Genomic DNA, 17,828 nt, shown 5'->3' on the forward strand with positions numbered 1-17,828 from the left:
ACTACTTTGTTATGCATAACCTTGCCGATGCTAAGGGTGCAGACGGGGTAGCTTTTTCGTTTTTCGAATATGGTTCGCATCATTGCGAAGCTCGGGAAACAAGTAAACTTTGAGAACAATTCCGTAATATGACTGAACAATATAATGCTGGTGCCATTGAAGTACTGAATGGCTTAGAGCCAGTACGTCGCCGACCAGGGATGTATACGGATACAGCGCGCCCAAACCACTTGGGCCAAGAAGTTATCGATAACAGTGTCGATGAAGCGCTAGCCGGACATGCCTCAAAAGTACAAGTCATCCTACATGCTGACCAATCACTAGAAGTGATCGATGATGGTCGAGGCATGCCTGTTGATATCCACCCAGAAGAAAAGGTATCAGGTGTTGAACTGATCCTATGTAAGCTTCACGCAGGTGGTAAATTCTCTAACAAAAACTACCAATTCTCTGGTGGTTTGCACGGTGTAGGTATCTCTGTTGTAAACGCGTTGTCCAAGCGTGTTGAAGTGACCGTTCGTCGTGATGGTCAAGTGTATGAGATTGCTTTTGAACACGGTGATAAAGTTTCTGACCTAACGGTTGTCGGCACATGTGGTCGTCGTAACCGTGGTACCAGTGTGCACTTCTGGCCAGACGCTAAGTACTTTGATTCTGCAAACTTCTCAGTAACTCGTCTGGTGAATAACCTACGAGCGAAAGCAGTGCTTTGTCCTGGTCTAGAAATTACGTTTACCGACAAAGTAAACAACAAAGACTACAAGTGGTTTTACGAAGATGGTTTGAAAGACTATCTAGCGGAAGGTGTAAAAGGCTATACCGTTCTACCTGAAGAACCATTTACAGGTGAGTTCTCAGCAGAAACTGAAGCGGCAAACTGGGCGGTAATCTGGCAGCCAGAGGGCGGCGAGATGATCACGGAAAGTTACGTGAACCTTATCCCAACCGCACAAGGTGGTACACACGTAAACGGTCTGCGCCAAGGTTTGCTTGATGCAATGCGTGAGTTCTGTGAATTCCGCAACTTGCTGCCTCGTGGCGTGAAGCTAACCGGTGATGACGTTTTCGACCGTTGTTCATACGTGCTATCGGTTAAGATTCAAGATCCTCAGTTTGCGGGTCAGACGAAAGAGCGTCTATCTTCTCGTCAAACGGCTGCCTTTGTCTCTGGCGTAGTAAAAGATGCATTCAGCCTATGGTTGAACGAAAAGCCGCAGCTGGCTGAGCAGTTAGCGGAAGTGTGTATCGCGAATGCCCACCGCCGTATGCGTGCGAGCAAAAAGGTTGTGCGTAAGAAGGTCGCATCAGGTCCAGCACTACCCGGCAAACTGACCGACTGTTCTGTGCAAGACCTTAACCGTACCGAAATCTTCTTCGTGGAGGGTGATTCGGCGGGCGGTTCTGCTAAACAAGCACGTGATCGTGAGTTCCAAGCGGTGATGCCACTGCGCGGTAAAATCCTGAATACGTGGGAAGTCTCTGCAGACCAAGTGCTTGCGTCTCAAGAGGTCCACGACATCTCAGTTGCTTTGGGTATCGACCCAGACAGCGACAACCTAGACAGCCTGCGTTACGGTAAGATCTGTATCCTTGCCGATGCGGACTCGGATGGTCTACACATCGCAACACTATTGTGTGCACTGTTCACACGTCACTTCCGTGCGCTGGTTGAAGCTGGTCATATCTACGTAGCCATGCCGCCTCTGTACCGTATCGACTGTGGCAAAGAAGTCTTCTATGCCCTCGACGATGACGAAAAAGATGGCGTACTAGAGCGCTTGTCGAAGAAGAAAGCCAAAATCAACGTGCAACGATTCAAAGGTCTGGGTGAGATGAACCCACTTCAGTTGCGCGAAACAACCATGGATCCAAATACTCGTCGTCTGGTTCAGTTAACCATTGATGACTCAGCGGCGACCATGGAAATGATGGATATGTTGCTTGGTAAGAAACGAGCAGATGACCGTCGTTCTTGGCTACAAAGCAATGGCGATATGGCAGAGGTTTAACGGATGTCTACAGAAATTACTTATGATGGCGTTGAACAGTTGCCAATGCGCAAGTTCACTGAAGACGCTTATCTGAACTACTCGATGTACGTAATCATGGACCGCGCATTGCCATACATTGGCGATGGTTTGAAGCCGGTTCAACGACGCATCATTTACGCAATGTCGGAGCTTGGTCTTTCGGCATCAGCAAAATACAAAAAATCTGCACGTACCGTTGGTGACGTGTTGGGTAAATACCACCCGCACGGTGATTCTGCATGTTACGAAGCGATGGTATTGATGGCACAGCCATTCTCTTACCGTTATCCATTGGTTGACGGTCAGGGTAACTGGGGTGCGCCAGACGATCCGAAATCATTCGCGGCAATGCGTTATACCGAAGCAAAACTGTCTAAGTTTGCCGAAGTACTGCTGGGCGAATTAGGTCAGGGTACGGTTGAATGGCAACCTAACTTTGATGGCACGATGAAAGAGCCACAAATGTTGCCTGCACGTCTGCCTCATATCCTGCTAAACGGCGTAACTGGTATCGCAGTTGGTATGGCAACGGATATTCCACCTCACAACGTTCGTGAAGTGGCGGATGCGACCATTCATTTGATCGATAACCCTAAAGCGGAACTGCCAGATGTGATGCAGTTCGTTAAAGGCCCAGATTACCCAACAGAAGCGGAAATCATTTCGCCGCAAGCGGATATCGAGAAGATTTACCGTAACGGTCGCGGCAGCATCAAGATGCGCGCGGTATGGCACAAAGAAGGTTCAGATATCGTGATCACTTCTCTGCCACACCAAGTATCAGGTGCGAAACTGCTTGAGCAAATCGCTAACCAAATGCGTGCTAAAAAGCTGCCAATGGTTGACGATCTTCGTGATGAATCGGATCACGAGAACCCAACGCGTATCGTTGTGGTTCCAAAGTCAAACCGCGTAGATTGCGATCTGTTGATGAACCACTTGTTCGCTTCAACGGATCTTGAGCGCAGCTACCGCGTTAACTTGAACATGATTGGTTTGGATAACCGTCCTCAAGTTAAAGGCCTGGTACAAATTCTGTCTGAGTGGATCGAGTTCCGTCGTACGACTGTACGTCGCCGTCTACAACACCGCCTAGACAAAGTTATGGCTCGTCTACATATCTTGGAAGGTTTGTTGGTTGCTTACCTCAACCTAGATGAAGTGATTGAGATCATTCGTACTGAAGACGATCCAAAAGCTGTGCTGATGGAACGCTTTGGTATTACCGATATCCAAGCGGATGCAATTCTAGATACCAAACTTCGTCACCTAGCCAAACTAGAAGAGATGAAGATCCGTGGTGAGCAAGACGAGCTAGAGAAAGAGCGTGAGAAGCTAGAACAGCTGCTAGGTTCTGAACGTCGTTTAAACACACTACTGAAGAAAGAAATCAAAGCAGATGCTGAGAAGTACGGCGATGATCGTCGTTCTCCAATGGTTGAACGTGCAGAAGCAAAAGCGCTGACTGAACGCGACCTAGTACCAAGTGAGCCAATCACGGTTGTGCTTTCTGAGAAAGGTTGGATTCGTCACGCGAAAGGTCACGATGTGGATGCAGAAGGCTTGAGCTACAAGTCTGGTGACCAATACTTAGCGCATGCGCGCGGTAAGAGTAATCAGCAAGCGGTGTTCTTTGGCAGTGATGGTCGAAGTTACTCACTTGAGTCGCATTCACTACCGTCAGCACGAAGCCAAGGTGAACCGATTACTGGTCGCTTGAATATCACTGCGGGCAGCAATATTCGCCAAGTGATCATGGGTGAAGAAGAGCAATTATGGCTGGTGGGTTCTGATGCAGGTTACGGCTTTGTATGTAAAGGCTCAGATTTGCTATCGAAGAACCGCAGCGGTAAAGCATTGGTGACTCTACCTGCGAACTCTGAGGTGATGACACCGAAGACAATTGCAGATTTGGATTCAGATGAAATTCTCGCGATTACCAACCAAGGCCGTATGTTGTTGTTCCCAATTAAAGACCTACCGCAATTGGCGAAAGGTAAGGGTAACAAGATCATCAACATCCCAGCGGCGAAGGCGAAAGAGCGTGAAGAGGTGCTTTCTCACTTGATGGCGCTGCCACAAGGCGCGTCTCTAACCTTGTATGCTGGTAAGCGTAAACTAGGCTTGAAACCTGCTGATCTTGAGAACTTCCGTGGTGAACGCGGACGTCGAGGCAGCTTGCTACCGCGCGGTCTACAACGCGTAACTCGAATTGAAATCGAAATGGGTGGAAGCTCAGAGGTTTCAGAAGAGTCGAGCGCTAGCGAATAACGCACAAACAAAAATCCCAGCCAATGGCTGGGATTTTTTATGCTTCTTGTTTGTCTTCGGCGATGGTGACTTTTAAGTTCATTTCTTTACCCTTGCGGATAATGCCGACATCAACGGATGTACCAGGGCGCAGGTCGGTGACGATATCCATCACGCTTTGACGCCCTTGAACCTTAGTGCCGTTAATGCTGATGATGATGTCTTGCTTCTCAAAACCAGCAGCACTTGCTGGACCATCTGGATCGATCCCTAATACGACAATACCGCCGATGTGCTCATTCCCCAGTAAGCGAGCCGTCACTGCATTAATATCTTGCCCATCAATACCAATATAGCCACGAATCACACGACCATCTGCGATGATCTTCTGCATGATCTTGTTTGCTAGAGGGGCTGGAATTGCAAAGGAGATACCGTAGGTTTCAAGATCGGTCGCTTGCTGGAAAGAAGCGGTATTGATGCCAACCAGTTCTCCCTGAGTGTTGACCAAAGCGCCACCGGAGTTACCCTCGTTGATTGCCGCGTCGGTTTGGATAAAGGCTTGGCGACCATCACTGATCGATGAACGACCTGTTGCTGAAATAATGCCGAAGGTAGTGGTTTGGCCTAAGTTGTAAGGGTTGCCAATTGCTAGGACGACATCACCAACTTGAGGCTGATATTCTGGGTTGAGTGGTATGACTGGGAGGTTGGAACCTTCGACACGCAAGATAGCAATGTCTGTACGTTTGTCTGTTCCAACCAATTGGGCTGCAGCAGCACGGCCATCTTGTAATGCGACTACGATTTGATCGGCTTGAGCGACGACATGGTAGTTAGTAATAATGTAGCCTTTCTCACTGACGATAACGCCAGAACCTAAGCCTTGAGTCGAAAGTTTACTGCGATCGTTTTCCACATACTTGCGGCTGTAGATATTGACCACAGCAGGGGCTGCTTTTCTGACGGCCTGATTAAAAGAGACTTCCAGTGACTTAATATTACTTGGCTGAACGTCAAGAGCCTCTGGGATGATATTGCTACGCAAAGAAGGTACGGCCAATAGAACAACCGCCGCAGTCGCGAGACCTAAAAAAACAGAACGTAACAAAAAGTTCAGCATACCCACTCCATGCTTTGTAGAACAACTCAAATTAGAGACAAGAAGAATAGCATTACATTGAAAAATAACAAAAGGGCAGTATGTAAACATACTGCCCTTTATAGACGCTACTCAAAGGATTAGCGGATAACGAGGTAAATAGTACGATCTCCTCGTTGGATGTTCAGAGCCAATACCCCTTTATGTTTCTCGGTAATTGAGCGCAGTTCAGCTAAATTCTTCACTCTTTGACGGTTTACACCAATAATGATGTCATCTTTTTGCAGCTGGTATTGAGCTGCCGGTGAGTTTTCAACTACGTTAGTAACTTTGACACCTTGAATGCTATCACTTGGTGTGGTGTTACCTAATTCTGCGCCTTTAAGGCCATCGTGTAAGGTCTCAGCCTTGGCTTTGATATTGGTGGACTCTCCCAACGTCACGTCGAAGTCCTTTTTCTTACCATCGCGGATAACGCCAAGTGTTATCTCTTTCCCGGCCCCTAAGGTGGCTACTTTTGCTCGTAACTCAGAGAAGGTATCAATCGACTTTCCGTTGACGGAAACAATCACGTCTCCCGCTTTTAGCCCAGCTTTATCTGCGGCACTGTCTGGCACAACTTGGCTAACAAAAGCACCTTTACTTGACTCATAGCCCAGAGCTTCTGCAAGTTCAGAAGTAACTTCGCCACCTTGAACGCCCAACATACCTCGTTTCACTTCACCAAACTCTAAAATCTGGTCAGTAAGGTTTTTCATCATATTCGATGGGATAGCAAAGCCAATGCCGACGTTGCCACCATTTGGACCAAGAATAGCAGTGTTGATACCGATCAGCTCACCGTTAAGGTTAACCAAAGCACCGCCTGAGTTACCGCTGTTGATGGCCGCATCGGTTTGAATGAAGTTTTCGAAGTTTTCGACATTCAATCCGCTTCGTCCCAAAGCTGATACGATGCCGGAAGTGACGGTTTGACCTAGCCCAAATGGGTTGCCAATCGCAACGCTAAAGTCTCCGACACGGAGCTTGTCTGAGTCTGCAATTTTTATCTGGGTAAGGTTTTTTGCCGTCTCAAGTTTTAGCAATGCAATATCTGACATCTCGTCACCGCCAATGAGTTTTGCATCGTATTCTCGGCCGTCATATAGACGTACTCTTATGTCGTCTGCCCCTTTAATGACATGGTAGTTGGTGACGATCTGTCCTTTTTGGGCATCAATGATGACGCCAGAACCTAAACCTCGGAAAGGGCGTTCTCTGGTTTGCTCAGTTGGAAATTCAGGACCGAAGAAGAACTGAAACTGTTCTGGTATACGACTGGTTTGAACCTGCTTGCCTTCCACGGCAATACTGACGACTGCCGGAGTCACTTTCTCCAACATTGGCGCAAGGCTAGGTAATTGCTCACCATCAACACTCAATGGAAGTGCAGCGGTAGCGGTAACTGGTGTGATGATTGAACTCAAGCTTAAAGATAGAACGGTTAGCGCAAGCAAAGGTTTTTTCATCCAATAACTCCTCTGTTTAACAGGTCTGCCAAAAGAAATATCTTCATCAAATCCATTATGGGGATTGGTGTTGATAGTCAAAAGGGGCCGGCAGGTTGTTATGGAGTTTAGAACATTGATGTTGGAAAAAAGTTCAAACTAGAGAGGAAGGAAATGACAAAAAGTACAATTATTAGGGAAAGAAAAAACCCAAGTATCACAGTTCGTGTGTGATTACTTGGGTTTACATGACGTTTATGAAGCTTTAGCTGCTACTAATTCTGGAGCTTCGATGACTTCCTTTTCTTGATCTTTAAGCAGTCCGGTTGCGCCATTAGCATAGTCTTTAGGCTGCTCATTTGCGTCTTCTTGTTGCTCTTCTGCTACATCAGTCGACATCGCTGTTTTCTTATCAAACGGGTTGTCTTGCTCCGGCAGGTTAGGAAGAAGTTCAGCAGATGTCTTCGCCATATGTTGGTATAGCTTGGTGTAGTCTTTACCTAAGGTATCCAACATTTCTGCAGTCTGTGCAAAGTGATCGACGAGCTCTTGGCGTTGTTGCTCTAATTGGAATTTCGCGGCTTCTAGCTCTTTATGAACTGATTTTTGCTTCTTATATTCTGGGGTGGTTAGTCTGCTTATGACTACGCCTACAATTGTACCGACCAGCAAACCCACAATGGCATAAATCCAAGGCATAACTGCTCCTTATAGTTGTTTTAACAAGTTTTTTACTACTTAGTTACACGCGGTGCGTGTCCATGTTACTATGCCTTGCACAGTCGATAAAGAAAAATAGAAGCCCTGTTTATGGAGTGCAAGCACTTCTACAGAATGATACAAACTGACTGTCGCGTGACATTATTTCTCTGTTCCTCTGATACGACATATTGCTATGACACCATTAAAACGATACGAAAAAGATATTGTAGATAATGGCTTTCAGCGTGATGAGGCCCAACATAACGCCGTTGTTGCTTTAGATAAGCTCTACCACGACATTATAGCCTTCCAAGCTGCGCCAGTTCCTCAAGTTTCTAAATGGCAAAAACTATTAGGTAAGAAGCCTGAACTTCCAGAACCTCCCAAAGGATTGTATTTTTGGGGTGGTGTTGGGCGTGGGAAAACATATCTAATGGATACCTTTTATGACTCCCTTCCAACAGAGAAGAAGATGAGAGTTCACTTCCATCGATTTATGTATCGAGTCCATGATGAACTTAAGCGTCTAGGCGAAGTGGAGAATCCGTTATCTAAAGTCGCTGATTTGTTTAAGAAAGAAGCGGATATAGTTTGCTTTGATGAGTTTTTCGTGTCTGACATTACCGATGCAATGATTCTGGCAACTTTGCTACAAGAAATGTTTAAACGCCAAATGGTATTAGTGGCAACATCGAATATCGAGCCTCAGAACCTCTATCGAAATGGCTTACAACGAGCGCGTTTTATGCCAGCAATCGCAATGATTATAGAAAGATGCGAAGTGTTGAATGTAGATAGTGGTGTTGATTATCGCCTGCGAACATTAGAGCAGGCGGAGATTTATCACTACCCACTGGATGAACAAGCGTCCGTTAATCTCAAGCACTACTACCAGCAATTGATTGGCGAAAGAAAAGTTGCAGTAAGCAGCATTGAAATTAACCATCGCGAAGTGGCGGTGATTGAAGCTAGTGATGGCGTGCTACACGCTTCTTTTGAGCAACTATGCCAAACGCCCCGCAGTCAGAATGACTATATTGAATTATCTCGTATCTACCACACGGTATTGCTGGCAGATGTAAAGCAGATGGACCGTAAGATAGATGATGCCGCGCGACGCTTTATTGCATTGGTGGACGAGTTCTACGAGCGTAACGTCAAACTGATTATTTCTGCAGAAGTGGCGATGGATTCCCTTTATACACAAGGGCAGTTGGAATTCGAGTTTAAACGTTGTCTGTCTCGATTGACCGAGATGCAGAGCCACGAATACCTCGCTAGAGAGCATCTGGCGTAAAAATCAGCAACTCATCTTAAAAAAGTGAAGAAAAAATTCGTGATTTAACGCAAAAAAAGGTGATTTTTTCTTCGCTCTTCTCTATAATCCTGCGACCCACCGTTACTGCAGACCTGATTATCGAAGTTATTTCGACATAGAAGGTCGAGAGAACCAACGACTCGAAGGGGTGATGACTGGGCTCTTAGACAGTGTGGGAGCACTATTGGGTGTTCCTTAAAGTTTAAATTTTAATTAACGGGTTATTATTAGCATGAAAACTTTCGTTGCTAAACCAGAAACTGTAAAACGCGACTGGTACGTTGTAGACGCAGAGGGTAAAACTCTTGGTCGTCTAGCAAGTGAAATTGCATCTCGCCTACGTGGCAAACACAAAGCTGAATACACTCCTCACGTTGACGCTGGTGATTACATCATCGTTATCAACGCTGAGAAAGTTGCTGTAACTGGCAACAAAGCTAAGAACAAAGTGTACTACCGTCACTCTGAGTTCCCAGGTGGTCTAAAATCTATCACTTTTGAAAAGCTGATCGATCGTAAACCTGAGATGGTTCTTGAGCTTGCAGTTAAAGGCATGCTTCCACGTGGTCCTCTAGGCCGTGCTATGTACCGTAAGCTTAAAGTTTACGCAGGCGCTGAGCACAACCATGTTGCTCAACAACCACAAGTACTAGACATCTAATTGGGGATTTCGAAAATGGCAGAGAATCAATACTACGGCACTGGCCGTCGCAAAAGCTCAGCTGCGCGTGTTTTCATCAAACCAGGCAGCGGCAACATCGTAATCAACAAGCGTAGCCTTGATGAGTACTTCGGTCGTCCAACTTCTCGTATGGTTGTTAAACAACCTCTTGAGCTAGTTGAACTAACTGAGAAGCTAGACCTATACGTTACTGTTAAAGGTGGCGGTATTTCTGGTCAAGCTGGTGCTATCCGTCACGGTATCACTCGCGCTCTTATGGAATACGATGAGTCTCTACGTCCTACTCTACGTGCAGCTGGTTACGTTACTCGTGACGCTCGTTGCGTTGAACGTAAGAAAGTTGGTCTACGTAAAGCACGTCGTCGTCCACAGTTCTCTAAGCGTTAATTTCCTCTTATCGGGAATTATGCTGGTCCAGAGTTACTCTGGATACTGTGTACCAAAGCTCGGCTATATGCCGAGCTTTTTGTTTTTCAGAAGTCGGCATTTATTCATTTTCCTCCTTTCGCACTCATTTTTACTCCTTCACTTAATATCCTCGCACTCATTTTTACTCCTTCACTTAATATCCTCGCAACATTTACTCTCTCTAATGATGAGTTTTTACGCCTTACTCGTGCTACAAAGTTTGAGTAACAAAAGTGGCGATAACCTTCACATTCTTGAAATATCTTCCTGTCTAAGCGACGGAAAATAACCGGAATACAAGGCTTTTTCTCGAATATTCAGGCGTTCTTCGTTTCGCTTTCTTGTTACAAATCACATCTATTTTTTATAATTCTGCCGCTTTTGTGACGGCGTGAGCGATTTGCCTCACAATTGTTACAAAAAGGTAGCTTTATCTTGTCAAAAAGTAGGGTTTTCTTTATCATTTCCCTCCAATAAATAGAACTAAATTCATTATTAGTTAGCCATGCTCTTATAAGCGGAATAACAACGATCCAAAGGGAGCAAATGGGAGAATGTTTGGATGAGCAACGCGCCTTTAAATAACGGTCGCAGGCGTTTTCTAACCGCTACAACGGCAGTTGTTGGTGGATTAGGGGCAGCTGCCGTCGCCGTGCCTTTTATCAAATCATGGAATCCGAGTGCCAAAGCGAAAGCAGCGGGTGCACCGGTGGAAGTGGATATCAGCAAAATTGAAGCTGGCCAGATGGTCCGTGTTGAGTGGCAAGGTAAGCCTGTATGGGTTGTACGCCGTACTCAAGAAGTGGTCGATAACCTTAAGAACATCGATGGACAGCTTCGTGACCCACAATCAGAAATGGAACAACAACCAGTTTATGCTCAGAACGCACATCGTTCGATCAAGCCTGAGTATTTCGTGGCGGTTGGCTTCTGTACTCACTTAGGTTGTTCACCTACCTATCTACCGGATACGTTCGCAGAGCAAGTTCAAGGCGTTAAGTCTGGCTTCTTCTGTCCGTGCCACGGTTCTAAATTTGATATGGCTGGTCGAGTGTTCCAGGGTGTACCTGCACCGCTGAACCTTGTGGTTCCTAAGCACATGTATTTGAGTGATACGAAGCTCATTATCGGTGTTGATGAGGGAGACGCATAATGCAAGCACTATTAGACTGGGTTGAAAAACGACTTCCAGCGATGAATGCTTATAAAAAGCATTTGTCGGAATACCCAATGCCGAAGAACTTTAACTTTTGGTACCTTTTCGGTTCTCTGGCAATGTTGGTATTGGTTAACCAAATCCTGACGGGTATTTGGCTGACTATGAACTACGTTCCTTCTGGTGAAGGCGCGTTTGCTTCTATCGAATACATCATGCGTGACGTGGAGTACGGTTGGCTGCTACGTTACATGCACTCAACTGGCGCGTCAGCGTTTTTCGTTGTGGTTTATCTGCACATGTTCCGTGGTTTGATTTACGGTTCATACCAGAAGCCTCGTGAGCTACTTTGGATCTTCGGTATGTTGATCTTCTTAGTTCTAATGGCGGAAGCTTTCATGGGTTACCTATTACCATGGGGTCAGATGTCATACTGGGGTGCTCAGGTTATCATTTCTCTGTTCGGTGCGATTCCAGTTATCGGTGACGATTTGACGCTTTGGATCCGTGGTGACTACATCATCTCTGGTGCAACGCTGAACCGTTTCTTCGCACTTCACGTAATTGCATTACCTATCGTTCTGCTTCTTTTGGTGGTACTGCACGTATTGGCGCTACATGAAGTTGGCTCAAACAACCCTGACGGTATCGAAACTAAGCTACCAAAAGGCTCGATGGGCGACGATTACCAATCGCAATTTAAGTTCCACGATTACTACTCGAAGAAATACGACATCATCGATTCGATTCCTTTCCATCCGTACGGTACGGTTAAGGACTTGGTTGGTGTGGCTGGTTTCTTGTTCTTCTTCTGTTACGTGCTGTTCTTTAACCCTGAGATGGGTGGGTACTTCCTTGAGCCGCCTAACTTTGAAGCTGCAAACCCACTGAAGACACCTGAGCATATCGCTCCTGTATGGTACTTCACTCCGTTTTACGCAATCTTGCGTGCGGTTCCTGACAAGCTATTGGGTGTAATCCTAATGGGTGCGTCAATTGCAGTATTGTTTGTTCTACCTTGGTTGGATCGCTGTAAAGTACGTTCGTACCGTTACCGTAGCAAAATCCACCTATTGAATATTGTTCAGTTCACTATCGCCTTTATTGCTCTGGGTATTTTGGGTGCACTACCGGCAACGCCGCTTTACACGATTCTGTCTCAGATCTTTAGCTTGTGTTACTTCATGTTCTTTGTACTGCTGTTCTTCTACAGCAAAAATGAAGCGACCAAACCATTACCAGAGAGGGTGACATTCAAATGAAGAAGTGGATTGTAATTCTATTTGCTATGTTGCCATCTCTAGCGATGGCAGCGGGTGCCAATGTTCCGCTAGATAAAGCGAACGTGGACCTATCGGATAAAGCTTCGCTGCAAAACGGCGCGAAGCTATTCATGAACTACTGTTTTGCTTGTCACTCAACGCAATACCAGCGTTATGAGCGAGTAGCAACGGACTTGGATATTCCAATTGACCTAATGAAAGAAAACCTGATTTTCGACCCTGAGGCGAAAGTTGGTGACCTGATGGTTAATGCGATGCCTGCGAAGCAAGCAGGGGACTGGTTTGGTGCTCCGCCACCGGATCTAACTCTAGTAGCTCGAGTGCGTGGTGCGGATTGGTTATACACTTACCTACGTGCATTCTATGTTGATCCATCCCGCCCATTCGGCGTGAACAACATGGTATTCCCAAGTGTTGGTATGCCGCATGTTCTTGAAGAACTTCAAGGTATTCCTACACCAGTTTACGGCACGAAAGTCGTTGACGGTGAGGAAGTACAAGTGGTCGTTGGCACTGAAACGGACGGTACAGGTGAATTAAGCTCTGGTGAGTACGATAAAGCTGTTGGTGATCTAGTTAACTTCCTAGTTTACTCAGGTGACCCAGTTAAACTTGAGCGTCATGCGATGGGTTGGTGGGTTATGGGCTTCCTAGTTCTACTAACAATAGTTGTCGTGATGCTCAAGAAAGAGTATTGGCGTGATGTGCATTAATTGTGCTATCATACCGTGCTAATTCCCAATTTTAATTGATGGATAATGGAGGCTTAGCCTCCATTATTTTTATTTGTAAGTGTACTGGAGGGCTCCATGGCTGTAGCTGCCAATAAACGTTCTGTGATGACTCTTTTCTCAAGTGCATCAGATTTGTATAGCCATCAGGTTCGCATCGTACTAGCTGAAAAAGGCGTAAGTGTTGAAGTAGAGCTTGTTGATGAAGCTAACCTTCCTGCTGAGCTTGTTGAGCTAAACCCATACAAATCAGTGCCAACTCTTGTTGACCGTGAGCTAGCTCTTTACGATTCGAAAATCATCATGGAGTACTTGGACGAGCGTTTCCCTCATCCACCTCTAATGCCTGTTTACCCAGTTGCTCGTGGTAACAGCCGTCTGATGATGTACCGTATTGAACGTAACTGGTACTCACTCGCTGAGAAAGTTATGAAGGGCAACGCAGAGGAATCAGAAAAAGCACGCATTAAACTGCGTAACGATCTTCTGACTCTAGCGCCAATCTTTGCTGAGTATGAATACTTCATGAGCGAAGAATTCAGCCTAATCGATTGCTACCTAGCTCCGTTATTGTGGCGTTTACCACAACTAGGTATTGATCTAATTGGCCCAGGTTCAAAAGAGATTAAAGTTTATATGAACCGCGTATTTGAACGTGATTCATTCCTTGCTTCTCTGACTGAAGCTGAACGTGAAATGCGCCTAGTTCGCTAAGCGATTTAGATAACACGTTATGGATATTGCAAAAATGACTGCTCGCCGTCCGTATATGCTTCGCGCATTTTACGACTGGCTGGTAGACAATGACCTAACGCCACACCTTGTTGTTGATGCAACTCTACCAGGTGTACGTGTACCGGTTGAGTTTATTCAAGATGGTCAAATTATCTTGAATATTGCTCCGCGTGCTGTCGGTCAACTTGAGCTAGGTAATGATGCCATTACCTTTCACGCAAGATTCAGTGGTCGCCCTCATTCAGTTATTGTGCCTGTTTACGCTGTACACGCAATTTATGCGCGTGAAAACGGAGCAGGTACAATGTTTGAACCAGAAGAGGCGTACACTCATATTGAAGGTGAGGAGATGGTAGAAGAAGAGCAGGCACCGGCATTTAGCACGGTAAGTGACTCTTCGGAAGAGCCTCCTACTGATTCAGAACAAACTGAAGATGAAGCTCCTCGTCCGAAAGGCCGACCAAGCTTAAGAGTGATTAAATAAAAAAAGCAGCGTTATCGCTGCTTTTTTATTGCTTGTTAATTGCCAATTATTCGGTTTCTGAGGTCGTTTCACCATACTGAAAACCTTTAATTACCTGCTTTACACCAGAGATATTTCTGGCGATATCAGTGGCTCTATTTGCTTGTTCAGCGGTCACGTATCCGAACAAGAAAACTTCACTGTCTTCAGTGATTACTTTAACTTTCACACCATTGAGCTCACTATCTGTAAGCAGTGCTGATTTAACCTTTGTGGTGATCCAACTGTCGTTACTTATTTCTGTAACGCTCAGCGGCTTTTTCAACTTAATTTGGTTGTGAACATTCTTGACGCCTTCTACGTCTCGAGCTTTAGACTCTAGATCATTCACTAGCGCTTGTGTTGGTGCTTGGCCCATTAATACAACTGTTCCGTTATACGAACTAGCCACTACACGAACTTGACCTTTAAACGGGGCTTTATTTCCTAGAGCTGCAATCTCGAACTCGATGTTGTTGTCTTGCCATATCTCTTTAGTTGTACGGGTATCAGTTACTATATTGGCTGTTGTGGCAGCCCCAGCAATAAACAACCCTGCACAACCACTTAGGCTGAACATCGTAAATAAGATGACAAGACATCGCATCATAGCGTAATACTCTCCGGCTAGTTATTCGTCGTGTGCAGGGAAAAGCACCTGATCGGTTAAATCACACAGGCAATGCAACGTTAACATATGAACTTCATGAATACGTGCAGTTCGATGAGAAGGAATGCGAATTTCTACGTCGTTTTCGCCAAGCAGACCTGCCATCTCACCGCCATCTTTACCCGTAAGAGCGATGATCGTCATATCACGCGTTACGGCAGCTTCCATTGCTTTGATGATGTTCTTGCTATTACCACTGGTTGAAATCGCTAGTAGGATATCGCCAGGCTGACCAAAAGCACGCACCTGTTTAGAGAAGATCTCTTGGTAGTGGTAGTCGTTGGCGACGGCAGTCAACGTCGTGTTGTCTGCTGTTAGGGCCATTGCTGGTAGGCTAGGGCGTTCAGTCTCGAATCGGTTTAAAAGGCATGAAACAAACTGCTGAGAGTTCGACGCGCTGCCACCGTTGCCACAACATAGAATTTTATTGCCATTGAGCAAACTCGAGACCATGGCTTGAGCTGCATGAGTAATGGCGTCTGGCAGTGCTTCTGCTGCCGCAATTTGAATTTGAATACTTTCTGTAAAACTGTCTTTAATGCTGTCTAGCATCGTTTATCCTTCAGAGATTGCATTTTGTATCCAGTTGATGTCTCGACCACTGTCGTGAATGGCGACCACATCAAACCGATAATCGATATTGTACGCCGAGCGCTGTTGCTGGCTTAGCCAAATTTGGGCTGTTTTGACTAGTTTACGCATTTTTGCGCGGGTGACCATTTCTGCTGCTGAGCCAAAGCTATCATTCTTACGATATTTGACCTCAACAAAGACGATAGTTTCACCTTGTTGGAAGATTAAATCAATTTCGCCGACTTTAGTCAGATAATTTTGATCTAAAAAGCGCAAACCCTGGCGCTGCAAATACTGCTTCGCCAGGGTTTCGTATTGATTACCAATTTGTCGCTTACTAAAGAGCCCCACGCTCAGCCCAGCTCAACTCGCGTTGTACGACACAGTTGTTATCAATACTTAGGGTGCCTGTTTGGCCCGGTACGGAGTAGCCTGGAACCACCTTCATTTGTGGTAATTCGCCCATCAGTTTGTAAGCATCCATACCTAGAGCCTCTAGACGTTTTTCCATATTTGACTGGTTTGGCCAAAGCTCTGTCATTTCAGCTTTCACTGTTGGGTCTGCATCAATCAGCAATGGAATATCACTGTAAATAATCCCCGTGAGATCCTCATATACAGTATCACCACTATTGCTACGCGAGTTAGAGAATAGCTGCGGCGGCTTTGCGTCAGGGTTGATTGCAACTTCGATAAATGGCTTGATGAGCGTCAACTCGGAACTGCGTGCAACAATGTATACCGCGTCAACATCTCTTCGGCTGCGAGGTTGAGTTTCTAGCGGGGTGCGTAGCAGTGATTGCATTTGAGCGATACGTTGCTGGCTTTCTTGTAGACCAAAAACTCCGTTGATATTTTTTTGCAATTGGCGTTTATCACCGAAGTAGCTAGTTGCCACTTTGTTTGAACTGTACTTAGCCCATTCGGCATTAAAGGCTTCAACAACACGTTGACCAAATGAACCACTTGGCGCGAGAATCATTGGGAACTGATAACCTTGGCTGAATAGGTGTTTCGCTGCTTGTGCAACTTCTTGTTCAGGTGAGAGTGCTAGGTAGCAAATTTCATTACCTGGTTGTACATCTTCTGGGATGTTGAGTGCCAAGGCTGGAATGTGTGGGCCATTTGAGGTGCCATCCAAGCTTGTTTGTAGCAAAGTCACGTTTTCTTTTTGCAATGGTCCTACAACGAAGTCGATGCGATCATCGGTAAGTCTTTGCTTGATTTCATCAGCGCTGTACGCATGGGTATCAATGACTGTTAGCGTAGCGTTAGGATCACGATACTCATCATTCATCATGGCAAAAATAAAGCCATCTCGAATCAATTGAGCTTGAGGGGCGAACTTACCGGTGAGCGGAAGTAATAAGGCTGTATTGTTTGGCTTAACAATCTCTAACGCCAATATATTTTTGATTTCCGTAGGTGTATAAACGGCTGCTGGGTGCGATGGGTTTTCGCTCAACCAGCGTTCAAGCGTGTTTTTTAATTGAGGTATATTGCCTGCAAGTGTTTTCGCGTAAATTGCTAGCTGAAGCCAGCCATCTAGAACATCTTCACTCGCTTCTGTGCGCAGCGAGGTCAGCTCATATTCTGAATAACTTGCAAAGTTCATCCAGATTCGACTTGAAATAGCGGCTTGCTCAGATGGCGATGAGTACTGACTAAGAGCAACCAGTTGTCGGTTTGCATCAAAGGGTTTGTGCAAGCTTTGGAAGGCATCCGCACGGAGAGAGTAATAATCTTTCCACTGCTCCGTTGGTAGTTTCCACCACGGCTGAAAGTTCAACTCTTGCAATAGCTGCTGGTAATTGCCCTGTTTCTGTTTCAACGTCGCACGTGTTAATTGCCACTCAGCTTGTTGTACGTCAGTAAGTTGTTGGCGTGAAAGACGTTTTAGTAGTAACTCAGCTTGATCGAATTCATTCGCCTGGATAGCAGCCTTAGAAGCCATAATAAGCCAATCATTCTGTAGGCTACCTTCAGTGCTATCTGCTTGAATCATGTAGTTTTGAACTGACTGGGTTGGCTCTAGCGTAATGTCTACGCTGTCTGGTTGCTTTGGACCAGAGGAACAAGCTGCCAACGTAATTGCCAGTGCAACAGGAGTGAGTAAGCGTGGTACACTGAGTCTCTTATGGTTCATCATTGCCGTGAGTTCTCTATAATTTTGTACAAAATTGTCTCTATATTAATCGT

The 17,828-nt window shown here is 45.7% G+C and carries 17 protein-coding genes; 10 read left to right on the forward strand and 7 right to left on the reverse strand.

The features are described from left to right. Nucleotides 1–128: 128 nt before the first annotated feature. Together parE and parC are read left to right on the forward strand one after the other, a co-directional pair. Complete coding sequence (gene parE / locus B853_RS01820; protein ID WP_038884177.1) at nucleotides 129–2,009, forward strand: DNA topoisomerase IV subunit B; 1,881 nt, start codon at nucleotides 129–131, stop codon at nucleotides 2,007–2,009. A 3-nt stretch (nucleotides 2,010–2,012) separates the two neighbouring features. Then, nucleotides 2,013–4,301, forward strand: coding sequence for a DNA topoisomerase IV subunit A (gene parC / locus B853_RS01825; RefSeq protein WP_010445821.1), 2,289 nt, complete (start codon nucleotides 2,013–2,015; stop codon nucleotides 4,299–4,301). Nucleotides 4,302–4,338: 37 nt separating this feature from the next. Here the strand turns inward: parC and degS are convergent, their stop codons facing one another. The 3 genes from degS to zapG all read right to left on the reverse strand — a co-directional run bounded on the left by degS (nucleotide 4,339) and on the right by zapG (nucleotide 7,568). Next, on the reverse strand, nucleotides 4,339–5,403 hold the full coding sequence (gene degS, locus B853_RS01830) for an outer membrane-stress sensor serine endopeptidase DegS (protein ID WP_010445823.1): 1,065 nt from the start codon (nucleotides 5,401–5,403) through the stop codon (nucleotides 4,339–4,341). Between the two features lie 119 nt (nucleotides 5,404–5,522). Beyond that, a complete protein-coding gene (locus B853_RS01835) occupies nucleotides 5,523–6,890 on the reverse strand; it encodes a Do family serine endopeptidase (protein ID WP_010445825.1) in 1,368 nt (455 codons plus the stop codon). 234 nt (nucleotides 6,891–7,124) lie between these two features. After that, nucleotides 7,125–7,568 (reverse strand): Z-ring associated protein ZapG, encoded by a 444-nt coding sequence (zapG, locus tag B853_RS01840; RefSeq protein ID WP_010445827.1) that lies wholly within the window; start codon nucleotides 7,566–7,568, stop codon nucleotides 7,125–7,127. Between the two features lie 196 nt (nucleotides 7,569–7,764). On the opposite strand from zapG, the gene zapE reads away from it, so the two are divergent. From zapE to sspB, 8 genes are all read left to right on the forward strand, one after another. Beyond that, nucleotides 7,765–8,868 (forward strand): cell division protein ZapE, encoded by a 1,104-nt coding sequence (gene zapE, locus B853_RS01845; protein ID WP_038884178.1) that lies wholly within the window; start codon nucleotides 7,765–7,767, stop codon nucleotides 8,866–8,868. Nucleotides 8,869–9,121: 253 nt separating this feature from the next. Further along, entirely contained in the window at nucleotides 9,122–9,550 is a 429-nt protein-coding gene (gene rplM / locus B853_RS01855) for a 50S ribosomal protein L13 (protein ID WP_012842158.1), read from the forward strand. Between the two features lie 15 nt (nucleotides 9,551–9,565). Next, entirely contained in the window at nucleotides 9,566–9,958 is a 393-nt protein-coding gene (rpsI, locus tag B853_RS01860; RefSeq protein WP_005436094.1) for a 30S ribosomal protein S9, read from the forward strand. A gap of 583 nt (nucleotides 9,959–10,541) precedes the next feature. Continuing rightward, a complete protein-coding gene (gene petA / locus B853_RS01865) occupies nucleotides 10,542–11,132 on the forward strand; it encodes a ubiquinol-cytochrome c reductase iron-sulfur subunit (protein WP_010445834.1) in 591 nt (196 codons plus the stop codon). After that, the gene (locus tag B853_RS01870; protein WP_010445835.1) at nucleotides 11,132–12,397 is read left to right on the forward strand and encodes a cytochrome b; all 1,266 of its coding nucleotides are present in this window, start codon (nucleotides 11,132–11,134) and stop codon (nucleotides 12,395–12,397) included. The genes petA and B853_RS01870 overlap by 1 nt, the downstream gene beginning before the upstream one ends. Next, nucleotides 12,394–13,131, forward strand: coding sequence for a cytochrome c1 (locus tag B853_RS01875; RefSeq protein ID WP_010445836.1), 738 nt, complete (start codon nucleotides 12,394–12,396; stop codon nucleotides 13,129–13,131). Before B853_RS01870 ends, B853_RS01875 begins: the two co-directional genes overlap by 4 nt. A gap of 96 nt (nucleotides 13,132–13,227) precedes the next feature. Beyond that, nucleotides 13,228–13,863 carry a stringent starvation protein SspA gene (gene sspA / locus B853_RS01880; RefSeq protein ID WP_010445837.1) on the forward strand — a complete coding sequence of 212 codons (636 nt, stop codon included), beginning with the start codon at nucleotides 13,228–13,230 and terminating at the stop codon, nucleotides 13,861–13,863. 19 nt (nucleotides 13,864–13,882) lie between these two features. Continuing rightward, nucleotides 13,883–14,368 (forward strand): ClpXP protease specificity-enhancing factor, encoded by a 486-nt coding sequence (sspB, locus tag B853_RS01885; RefSeq protein ID WP_038884180.1) that lies wholly within the window; start codon nucleotides 13,883–13,885, stop codon nucleotides 14,366–14,368. 46 nt (nucleotides 14,369–14,414) lie between these two features. Here the strand turns inward: sspB and B853_RS01890 are convergent, their stop codons facing one another. From B853_RS01890 to B853_RS01905, 4 genes are read right to left on the reverse strand one after another with little or no spacing between them, the layout of a single operon-like run. Beyond that, nucleotides 14,415–14,996: a BON domain-containing protein gene (locus B853_RS01890; protein ID WP_010445839.1), complete on the reverse strand. Its 582-nt coding sequence runs from the start codon at nucleotides 14,994–14,996 to the stop codon at nucleotides 14,415–14,417. 21 nt (nucleotides 14,997–15,017) lie between these two features. Continuing rightward, on the reverse strand, nucleotides 15,018–15,608 hold the full coding sequence (locus B853_RS01895) for a phosphoheptose isomerase (RefSeq protein WP_010445840.1): 591 nt from the start codon (nucleotides 15,606–15,608) through the stop codon (nucleotides 15,018–15,020). Between the two features lie 3 nt (nucleotides 15,609–15,611). Beyond that, nucleotides 15,612–15,980, reverse strand: a complete 369-nt coding sequence (locus tag B853_RS01900; RefSeq protein WP_038884181.1) for a YraN family protein — start codon at nucleotides 15,978–15,980, stop codon at nucleotides 15,612–15,614. Continuing rightward, nucleotides 15,967–17,778 carry a penicillin-binding protein activator gene (locus tag B853_RS01905; RefSeq protein WP_038884182.1) on the reverse strand — a complete coding sequence of 604 codons (1,812 nt, stop codon included), beginning with the start codon at nucleotides 17,776–17,778 and terminating at the stop codon, nucleotides 15,967–15,969. The genes B853_RS01900 and B853_RS01905 overlap by 14 nt, the downstream gene beginning before the upstream one ends. Nucleotides 17,779–17,828: the final 50 nt, after the last annotated feature.

The organism is Vibrio rotiferianus CAIM 577 = LMG 21460, from assembly GCF_002741985.1.
In the GTDB taxonomy this organism is placed as follows: domain Bacteria; phylum Pseudomonadota; class Gammaproteobacteria; order Enterobacterales; family Vibrionaceae; genus Vibrio; species Vibrio rotiferianus.